Annotated in this window: 5 protein-coding genes; all 5 read left to right on the forward strand. The window is 60.2% G+C overall.

What is annotated here, in order from left to right:
• The first annotated feature begins 42 nt into the window (after positions 1-42).
• A complete protein-coding gene (locus tag EN993_RS07965) occupies positions 43-2,508 on the forward strand; it encodes a xanthine dehydrogenase family protein molybdopterin-binding subunit (protein WP_127262865.1) in 2,466 nt (821 codons plus the stop codon).
• Positions 2,505-3,188: an FCD domain-containing protein gene (locus EN993_RS07970; RefSeq protein ID WP_127262866.1), complete on the forward strand. Its 684-nt coding sequence runs from the start codon at positions 2,505-2,507 to the stop codon at positions 3,186-3,188. The genes EN993_RS07965 and EN993_RS07970 overlap by 4 nt, the downstream gene beginning before the upstream one ends.
• A gap of 401 nt (positions 3,189-3,589) precedes the next feature.
• Positions 3,590-5,161, forward strand: coding sequence for an NAD(P)/FAD-dependent oxidoreductase (locus EN993_RS07975; protein ID WP_127262867.1), 1,572 nt, complete (start codon positions 3,590-3,592; stop codon positions 5,159-5,161).
• A 198-nt stretch (positions 5,162-5,359) separates the two neighbouring features.
• A complete protein-coding gene (locus EN993_RS07980) occupies positions 5,360-6,892 on the forward strand; it encodes an ABC transporter substrate-binding protein (RefSeq protein WP_127262870.1) in 1,533 nt (510 codons plus the stop codon).
• Between the two features lie 124 nt (positions 6,893-7,016).
• A partial coding sequence (locus tag EN993_RS07985) for an ABC transporter permease (RefSeq protein ID WP_164757575.1) occupies positions 7,017-7,943 on the forward strand: 927 nt, incomplete at its 3' end.

Consider the following 7,943-nt stretch of genomic DNA (forward strand, 5'->3'; position numbering starts at 1 on the left):
GGCTTCGGCATGGTCCGAATTCGCAAGGCAATGGTGTAGTTGATGAATAGTTTTGAGCGGCGCGAAGATGCACGGCTGGTCAGGGGCACCGGACGCTTCGTTGACGATGACCATTCGGTAAGTCATCTTCATCTTGTTTTTGTAAGATCACCTTACGCACACGCGAATATTATTTCGATTGACCTTTCGGCTGCGCTAGCAGTGGAAGGTGTGGTTGCAGCCTTCACGGGTGAAGACGTCAAGGCGCTGACGGTCCCGTACCAGGAGTTTTCGCAAGGTCCGCTTGGGCCGATCATCGACTATGGCATTGCTGTCGAAACGGTGAAATTCCAAGGCGAGCCCGTGGTTTGCATCGTCGCGCGCTCACCCGAAATTGGGGTCGATGCAGGCGAGTTGGTGCATATCGAATACGAGCCGCTACCAGTCGTCATCGACGTCGAAGATGCGATTGCTGACAATGCAGTGATACATAAAGAGTCCGGTACCAATCTGGTCTGGGGTGGGAAATTCGACTGGGGTGACGTCGATGGGGCGTTCGCTTCAGCGGCCCACGTCGTCGAGATTGACAAGCTCTATTTCCATCGTTTCTCGAGCACGCCGCTCGAATGCTGCGGCGTTATCGCGCGATGGGATCGGGATGACGGCGTCGACTTTCTGACCGGTCTGATGCAGCCCGGTATCACGCAGCAATACATTGCGCCTGTCCTCGGGCTGCCGCCGGAGAAGATCCGCATCAGGACACGCGACATCGGCGGGGCCTTCGGTGTCAGGCAGGGCATCTTCACTTACATGACCTTAGCGGCGATCGCCTCGCGGAAGGTCGGCGGTCGATCGGTGAAGTGGGCGGAGACGCGCAGCGAGCATCTCGTCAGCAGCTCACATGGCAGCGACCGTACTTTTCTGAACACACGTGTTGCGCTCGACGAGAACGGCGTCATCCTTGCTATCGACTCGACGCATATAGACGACGGTGGTGCCTATCCGCGCTACGAGCCGTTGGGCGGCGTGATCTGGTCCCAGGTCGCGCCAGGCAACTATCGACTCCAGAACCTGCGCATCGATTTCAGGCAGGTGTCCACCAACAAATGTCCTACCGGCTCCAATCGCGGTTACTCGCGCATGCAGCATATCTGGTTCCTTGAGCGCGTGGTGGACATCTGCGGTCATCAGCTCGGTATCCCTGCCGATGAGATTCGTCGGCGCAACTACGTTCCTGAAATGCCTTGGACGACGCCCAACGGCTGCGTCTACGACAGCGGCGACTATGCGAAAATGCTGGAATCCGCCAAGGCGCTTGTCGGATGGGACGAATGGCGTGCGAGGCAGAAGACGATGCGCGCCGAGGGCAAGCTGATCGGCATCGGCATCGGCACGACGCTCGATTCCGGCACCAACAATTTCGGCCAGTCCAAAATCATCACGCCCTATTCGCCCTTCTCGGGCAATTCAGAAGGGGCAGGGGTCCGTATTGACGGCGGGGGTATGGTGAACGTGGCGATGGGGTCGGTGCCGCAAGGCCAGAGCCACGAAACCGTGGCGGCCCAGGTGGTGGCTGCCGAACTGGGCATCCCACTCGAATTCGTTCATGTCGAAAGCGGATTTGACACGCAGCGCGACGTTCACACGCCTTTTTCGGGCACCTATGCGAGCCAGTTCGTGGTCAGCTCGCTGTCGGCTGTGCATGGCGCGGTGGACAAGCTGAGGGCCGAACTGGTCGAGCTTGCTTCGATTGTGACGGGCAATGATGTCGCCGGACTCAAGGTCGGAACCGTCGGCGGCCAGCCGGTGGTGATGACCGAAGACGGGTCGACCGCGCTCACCTTCGGGCAATTGTGGGCGCGCCTCTACCTGGAAGGCGGTACGCTGCCGAAGGAAGCGGGGCATCTCACGCTCGCCTGCAAGCACGTCTACCGTCCGCCCTTCGAGATTCCGGACCTGGATCGAAAATACGGCAACCTGACGCTGACCTATGCCGCGCAACTGCATGTCGTGGTCGTCGAGATCGATGAGTTGACGTCGGCCGTGCGTATCCTGGACTATGCGGCGATGGACGATTGCGGACGAGTGATAAACCACACGATCGTGAGGGGACAGGTCAACGGCGCCATCGCCCACGGCATTGGCGCGGCGCTGATGGAAAGCTTGCGCTACGACGAAAACGGCAATCTGCTTACGGCTACTTTCAGCGATTACACGCCTATCACCATCATGAACATGCCTCGGGTCAAGCTGGGCAACATGGAGTCGCCTTCGCCCTTCACGTACAACGGCGCCAAGGGCATGGGTGAGGGTGGCGGCTGTGCGCTGCATGCGCTGTCGTCCGCCCTTCAGGATGCCCTTGCGGGCAATGGAATTATCATCCAGCGCTCGCATTACTCGCCGAGCGAACTTTACGACCTCATCTCGTCCCACGTTGGGAGCGCTGTTGTGCGCAAGCATACGGCTGCTGTTGGCAGCGGCGCGTCCGCGGTCTGCGCGGTTGAACAGCACGAAAATTCTCTACAATGAAGTCGGTGCCGATGGCGTTTAGAGACGATCTTGGCTCCGACCAACTGGTCGATTTGCTGCGCGGCAACATTTTGCGCTGTGTGTTGAAGCCTGGCTCGCGGCTGGTACTCGATGAACTAAAGGCACGCTTTGGCTTCGGCGCGAGCCCGCTCCGGGAAGCCCTGATGCAACTCGTTGCTGACGGTTTGGTGGTATTCGAGGCTAATCGGGGATTTCGCGTGGCGCCCCTTTCAAAGGGTCATTTTGACGATATCGCGCGCGTCCGTACGGCGCTCGACGTGACCGCGGTAACTTGGGCGCTCGAACACGGCTCGATCGAATGGGAGGTCAGGCTGGTGGGCGCGTTTCATCGCCTCGCCAGCTTGCGGAAGTCCTCTGAAACGACCATGGAAGGTGAGTGGAGCGCGGCACACCGGTCATTCCACAGCGCGCTCGTTTCCGGATGCGAATCGCCGACGTTGCTGCAGCTTACGGCTTCTGTGTTCGACCATATCGAACGCTACATCGCGCTTTCGGTAACTCTCGAGGGGACGATCCGCGATGGCATGATGGAGCATGAAGCCATCATGAAGGCAGCCTTGGACCGAGACCTCACGAAAACGCTGGATCTTCTTCATGCCCACAACAGACGCACCGAAGACACGGTGAACGCATATCTCCTCGAAAACGGTGGAGAATGATCGTAGCGCAAACGGACAAGATGCCGGTGAACTTCGGGACAACGCTGGCTCGGGCATCAGTCGCGCCTCGGCGTTCATGACGCCGCCGACCGGAATCACCGGCTAGTACCGGACGGTCCGATATCGAGTGAAGGGCAGTGAAGGCCGCCGCAATCAGCCGATGGCCGTATGCGTTTCTGCGGGCCTTGTCGTCATGATCACCGACTGGACCGCTAGCAACGCATTCGCGTGTGCCTGGCAGCTCCGCATCTCGGCTGTCCTGAACGGGACCTTCCAAAGATTTTGCGTCGATGGACGCCTTTGCGGCAGGCGTTCCAATCAACGCGTGAAACACGGGATCGAGCCAAAGCTGGCCGTGAGCGCGGTATGGGCAATGTGAGTTTGCCGTAAGGAGGACAGGAATGACAAGCTTTGACGCAATCCTCATAGGCGGCGGCCACAACGCGCTGGCCTGTGCGGCGCATCTCGCGCAACGCGGCTGGAAGGTTGGGGTGTTCGAGCGCAACGCGGTCTGCGGCGGCGCGGTGCGCACCGAGGAAATCACCCTTCCGGGCTATCGGCACGATCTCGGCGCGATGAACCTGAACCTTTTCGCCGGTTCTGCCTTCTACCGCGCCTATCGGGAGAAGCTCGTTGAGGCAGGTCTTGCCTTCGCGCCGGCAACAGATTGCTTCGCCAGCGTCTTCGCAGATGACAAGTGGTTCGGCGTCAGCAGCGACCTAAACCGCAATCTGTCACGGCTCGTAAATCTCTCGCACCGCGATGCCGAACAATGGCGCCGGCTCGCCGAGCGATTCCCGAAAGACTCTGGGCCGCTCCTGCGTCTGCTTGGATCGCCAATGACGGCCTGGGGCCTGGCTGCCACGGCGTGGGCAATTTGGCGCGCCAAGGGCGTGCGAGGTTCGCTCGAGATGTTGCGGTTCCTGCTCTCCTCCTCTCGCGAGTGGCTGGATCAAACCTTCGAAAGCCCGGAAGTGCGCGCGACCATGGCCGCCTGGGGCATGCATCTGGATTTTGCTCCGGATATTCCGGGCGGAGCGATTTTCCCTTATCTGGAGTCCATGGCCAGCCAGGCTTTTGGATTGGTGTTGGGCAAAGGCGGCGCCGACACCATGATCAAGGCGATGGAAACGCTGATCACCTCGGCGGGAGGCGTCATCCGTACCAATGCCGATGTCGAGACGATCAGCGTCAGCGGCAATCGTGCGACCGGCGTTGTGCTTGCGTCTGGCGAGCAGGTGACCGCCTCCAAGGTCGTCATCGCCGGCGTCACGCCTTCCGCGCTGCTTGGATTGCTCGGCGGCAGTTCGGGCGATGCCGGCTTCGACCAGGCCATGGGCAAGTTCAGACATGCGCCAGGCACCTTGATGGTCCATCTCGCGACGAAGGAGCTCCCGAATTGGCGCGCCAGCGAGGAGCTTCGCCGTTTTGCCTACGTGCACATCGCACCCTCGCTTGACCAAATGGCGCGTGTCTACCAGCAGGCGGTCGCCGGCATCATGCCGGCGGAGCCGGTGCTCGTGGTCGGCCAGGCGACCGCGATTGACCCCGGCCGAGCCCCCGAAGGCAACCACATCCTTTGGATCCAAGTGCGCATGCTTCCGAAGATCATCGAACGCGACGAGGCCGGCACTATCGATTCACGCGACTGGCGTTTGGCCAAGGAAGCCTACGCCGACCGCGTCGTTGCCATCATTGAAAAGCACGCACCTGGGCTTACGGAAAGCATAATGGCGCGCGCGGTCTTTTCGCCGCTCGACCTGCAGGCAATGAACGTCAACCTGGTCGGAGGCGACGGGCTGGGCGGCAGCCACCATCTGGCGCAGAACTTCCTTTTTCGTCCGGCAGCGGGCCGCGCCAACGGTAGCACTCCCGTCCGCAATCTTCATCTGGTCGGCGCATCCGTTTGGCCAGGAGCAGGCGTTGGCGCCGGATCCGGGTTCCTGCTGGCTCAGAACCTCGCCGGAAAGTGAGCGGGAGCGCTCCCGACGAGGCCGATGGTTGTTGCATTCAACGCAAAGACCAAGTTTTCCAGCCGCATTGTCCGACCCTTCGGAACAACTAAGATTGCCGAAAAAGCAGCGTGTGGCATGGCTTTGGCCAAGGTCTCATCAGATAGGGCGCGTTATCGGATGGCTGCTTCGGTACGCAACAGCGACAGGGGAACCAAGATGCTAATCAACAGACGAAAAGTGCTCGGCTACGGCGCAGGTGCGCTCGGTGCAGCAACGCTGGGTATGCCGAACCTTGTTCGAGCCCAGTCAAGCGATCTCACGATCGCCTATAACGTAAACCTCCCCTCCTGGGATCCGACGGCGGGTCCTTCGGCCGTCAATCCCACGATCCAGGGCATTTATCAGTCTGTCTTCGACCAGATCATCCTGCAGAAGCCTGACTTATCACTCGACAAGGGGCTGATCACGCAGTGGGGCTGGAGCGACGATCGCAAGAAGGTCATGATGACCATCCGTGAAGGGGTGACCTGGCACGACGGATCACCCTTTACCGCCGAGGATCTTGCGTGGTCACTCGACCGCGCCGGCAAGGACGAAACTGGCAACCCGATCCAATCAGTCTGGAAGAACGTCACCAATTTCAAGACCGACGGCAACAAGGTCACCGGCGACGTGGTGCAGTTCGACCCTGTTTACTTTAAGTGGATGTCCTTCCTCACCGGCTATGTGCTTCCGAAGGCCTATTACGAGAAGGTCGGACCGGAAGGCTTCGAGGCAAAGCCGATCGGAACCGGCCCCTATATGGTCGACAAGTTCGAGCGCAACGCTTTCCTGCGGCTGAAGGCGAACCCCAACTACTGGGGCGGCAAGCCGGCTTTCCAGGATGTCACAATTCGGTTCGTGACCGACACGGCAAGCCGGGTGGCTGAGATCGAATCCGGATCGTCCCAGGTGACCCTCGAGGTCCCCTACGAGGAGTATGACCGGCTGATGGCTGCTGGCAATCTTGCCGGCTCATGCAAAAACATCTCCGATATCGGGATGGTTTTCTTCAACGACATTGAGGTGATGCTGGACGCCAATGTGCGTAAGGCCGCCGTTATGGCGATAGACAAGAAGCTGCTGGTGGACCGCCTGCTGCGCGGCTACGGACGGCCGCTCGATACGTTGCAGACCCCGGAATACCTGGCCTTCGATCCGTCCATCAAGGTGGAACACAACCCTGAAAAGGCGAAAGAACTGCTCGCTGCTTCAGGCTATTCCACTGATAAGCCGGCAAAATTCGTCATTCAGACGACCAAGGGCTTCAAGCCCAAGGACTACGAGATGATCCAGGCAATCGTCGGTATGTGGCGCAAGGTCGGCATCGAAGCCACGATCGAAGTCTACGAGGTCGCCAAGCATTTCGAGCTGCGTGTGGCCGACAAGCTCGCGCCAGCGGCATTCTACAACTGGGGCAATTCGATCGGCGATCCGTCCACGTCCACCGGTTTCGCTATGTTCGGCCCTGGGCCGGGCTCCGTCTGGGATAGCCAAGATCTCGTTGCGGCCATTGCGCCGCTGTGGACAGAAGCCGACGAGGCCAAGCGGATCGCGGGCTACAAGGCGGTCGACAAGATGATCGCGGAAAACGCTTATGTATTGCCCCTTGTGCAGTACGCCCAGCCGATCCTTCATTCGAAAAAAGTGAATGTCGTACCGCATGTTTCCGGCGCGCTCCTCCCGGCGCTCATGACACCGGCGGCTTAAGCCGCCGGTGTCATGAGTTTGCGTGTCGGCTGGAATGTTGCCCCCCATCGGGGGGCAACCTGCTCGGCTATGCATAGCGCTTCTGAAACAGCCATATCCTGATCACCTCTCCGGACTTCCCAACATGATCCTGAACCGACTGGTTCTTCGGTTGCTAACGATCGCCATCACGCTTCTGGGCGTTTCAGTCGTGGTCTTCGTCATTATCCGCGTCGCGCCCGGCGATCCGATCGCCATGATGCTCCCGCCCGGAGCCACCCAAGTCGACATTGATCGCCTGCGCGCCTTCTACGGTTTGGACAAGTCGCTGGTGGAGCAATACTTCATCTGGGTCTCCGGCGTGTTGCAGGGCAACTTCGGCACATCGATCTCGTTGCGCCAGGATGTCATAACGCTGGTGCTTGCCAGGCTCCCGGCGACGCTTGAGCTATCGACGTTTGCGCTGCTGATCGCGCTGCTGATCGGCGTGCCGCTCGCTGTCCTTGGCACGCGCGAGCAGGGCACCGCTGCGGAGGGGGCGATAGATGTCGCCAACGGCGCCGTGCTGTCCATACCTGATTTCTTGTGGGGGCTGGTGCTGATCCTGCTGTTCGGCGTTCTGGCCCCCATCTTCTACATATCGGGCCGAGTGTCGCCGGATCTCAACCTGCAGTTCTCGACGCAATTCTATCTGATCGAGAGCATCGTGCGGCTACGCTTCGACGTAACGCGGGATCTGATGAGCCACATGGTCCTGCCGGCTCTGGCGCTGGCGCTGCCGCTGGCGGCGATCATTTCGCAGCTGCTGAAGATGTCGCTCAAGGAGGTGATCACGCTGGACTACGTGACACTGGCGCGGGTGAAAGGGTTTTCGGAAACGCAGGTCATCCTGCGCGAGGCGCTGAAGAACGCGGCGCTGCCGACGCTGACGCTGGTCGGCGTGCAGTTCACCTTCCTCATCGGCGGCACCGTCATCGTCGAACGGCTGTTTTCCTATGAGGGCCTCGGCAATATGGCGATCGATGCCGTCATCAACCGCGACCTGCCGCTGATCCAGGGCATCGTGCTGGTC

The sequence above is a fragment of the Mesorhizobium sp. M7D.F.Ca.US.004.01.2.1 genome, assembly GCF_003997785.1.
GTDB lineage: Bacteria > Pseudomonadota > Alphaproteobacteria > Rhizobiales > Rhizobiaceae > Mesorhizobium > Mesorhizobium loti.